Origin of the sequence: Shewanella sp. SG41-4, from assembly GCF_014164505.1 — a bacterium.
Classification (GTDB): Bacteria; Pseudomonadota; Gammaproteobacteria; order Enterobacterales; family Shewanellaceae; genus Shewanella.
In genome coordinates, this window is record NZ_JACJFI010000433.1 from 1 (window position 1) to 2402 (window position 2402).

Consider the following 2402-nt stretch of genomic DNA (forward strand, 5'->3'; position numbering starts at 1 on the left):
TATACAGATAGATATCGACACTATTAGCCAAAATGATTTTGCGCCGCCAGTACATATAACCTCAGCAAAAATTGCCAATAAATCTTATGTTAATATTAACAGCCATAATCCGCCGTCCAAGCCCATGCTTGATTATGACAATAACATGATCCAGTTTTCATTTGCGTCATTAGACTATACCGCACCAGAGCGGAATCAATATCGATATATGTTAGCGGGATTTGATCAAGATTGGCTGACCACTTTACTACCTCGGGCTATGTACACTAATTTAGCTGCTGGTGATTATGTATTTAAAGTGCAAAGCACCAATAGCGACGGCATTTGGAGCAATCAACAGGCAGAATTTGCATTTAACATAAAAAAAGCATGGTGGTATTACGCGCTAATTGCTTTAGGTACCATCATTATGTTGATCATATTGTTGTTTGCGCTATCGCGATTGAAACAAATGAAAGAGTTAAGTCGCCGAGCTAACTTTGACAGCTTAACCGGATTAGCAAATCGGTTTCACTTTAATCAACAACTGACATTACTGATTTCTAATCCATATAACACTGCCGCTGTGGTGTTTATCGATTTAGATCACTTTAAAGAAGTCAACGATTCTATGGGCCATGATGTTGGTGATGAGCTCATAATCCAAGTAGGTAAACGACTTCAGCATTGTTTGAGCCAACAAGATGTATTGGCGCGACTTGGCGGAGACGAATTCGCTTTAATCATTCCATATGAACAGGCTGAGGGCAATGTTAATCGAGATGTAGTCAATATCATTGAACGAGTTCGTCAAACACTGAATAAAGGCTATCAAATCAATCAATATTGGTTAAACAGCTCTGCCAGTATCGGTGTGGCATGCTTCCCTGAAGATGGTAAAGACGCCAAAACATTATTAAAACATGCTGATACAGCCATGTATGCTGCGAAACAAAATGGTCGAAACGGAATTTACTTTTTTAACGAAGCGTTATCTACCGCACTATTAGAAAGGTTGTTGATTAAAGATCAGCTCAATAACGCGTTGTCCGAAGCGCAATTTGAAGTTCATTACCAGCCAAAATGCTGTGTTGATACTCATGAAATTGTCGGCTTAGAGGCGTTACTTCGTTGGAACCATCCACACCACGGGATGGTTTCCCCAAATCGCTTTATCGATCAGGCTGAAGACAGTGGATTAATTATCGACATTGGATTATGGGTTCTTGAACAAGCCTGTCAGCAAGGATATTACTGGCAACAACAAGGAATTCTGAGAGGTAATATATCGGTCAATATTTCACCGGTACAGTTATCACAACCGACCATTGTCGATGACATAGCGGCCATTTTAGAAAGAACTGCTTTTCCTGCGCATCATCTTGAACTTGAAATTACTGAGTCATTGCTCATTAAAGATTTAAATGCCGCACAAGATGTACTATTAGCACTTAAAAAATTACGTGTACGAATTGCATTAGATGACTTTGGCAAAGGTTATTCATCATTAAACTATTTAACCCAATTCCCCATTGATACCTTAAAAATTGATAAGGGATTTTTAAGCAGTATTTTGCCTGAAGAAACCAGTAATATTGTATTGAGAAATATTATTACTTTAGGCCATGAGCTGAAATTAGATGTCGTTGCTGAAGGTGTCGAAACCCATGCTCAGCTACTTAAATTGAAACAATATAATTGCAAAATAGTTCAGGGGTTTTTATTCAGTCATGCTCTTGATGTTACTCATTTAGAAACATGTCTTGTACATAACAAGTTAACCTTAAGTGAGTATGTTGAAATAGAAGACGAATAATGCGAGCTGCTATTTAATAGTGATACATGTATAAAGAATAAGCACCACATCAATAGTTCGTTACGGTCTTTACGACTTCTGCAAGCACAAATAACCTCCATAAATGATGCTATTGCCTATCAATATTTGTTGTTACCAAACGCCGATAAGGTGGCTTTAACTATCGTAATAGATGTGGATTATCCATTCATTACAAGGCAGATTATTAGCCGTAAAATAATTATTGACGTCGTATTACATTTTTATTATTTGAATCAATAATGAGACAAGTCACATTATTTTGAATATCACTTCATTTGCAAAAGTGTTATTCTTACCAGGCCGTAGCAGGACACCTCTATAAAGGATTATATGTCGTTAATACGTTCCAAAATACCACTTTTTGATTCCATTTTTATGCCCAAACGAGTTCGTTTATTTATCCACTTGATACTCCTATCAGTGAGCATTATTTACACATTAAACTCGACCATCACCGTGGCATGTAGCGTACCTAACTCATCAATTGGCCAATGGATAGTGACATTGGCTTTGCCGCGCAATAAACGGGTGAAGGCCAATAAAAACTTACATAAAATAAGGTAAGCCATACCATGACTTGAAGACT

The 2402-nt window shown here is 37.5% G+C and carries 1 protein-coding gene and 1 pseudogene; one reads left to right on the forward strand and one right to left on the reverse strand.

All coding sequences use genetic code 11. The features are described from left to right. A partial coding sequence (locus H5202_RS20705; protein WP_182773723.1) for a putative bifunctional diguanylate cyclase/phosphodiesterase occupies positions 1-1795 on the forward strand: 1795 nt, incomplete at its 5' end. Positions 1796-2271: 476 nt separating this feature from the next. Here H5202_RS20705 and H5202_RS24835 read toward each other — a convergent pair. After that, positions 2272-2402 (reverse strand): annotated as a pseudogene (locus tag H5202_RS24835) (ATP-binding protein); the annotation flags it as partial.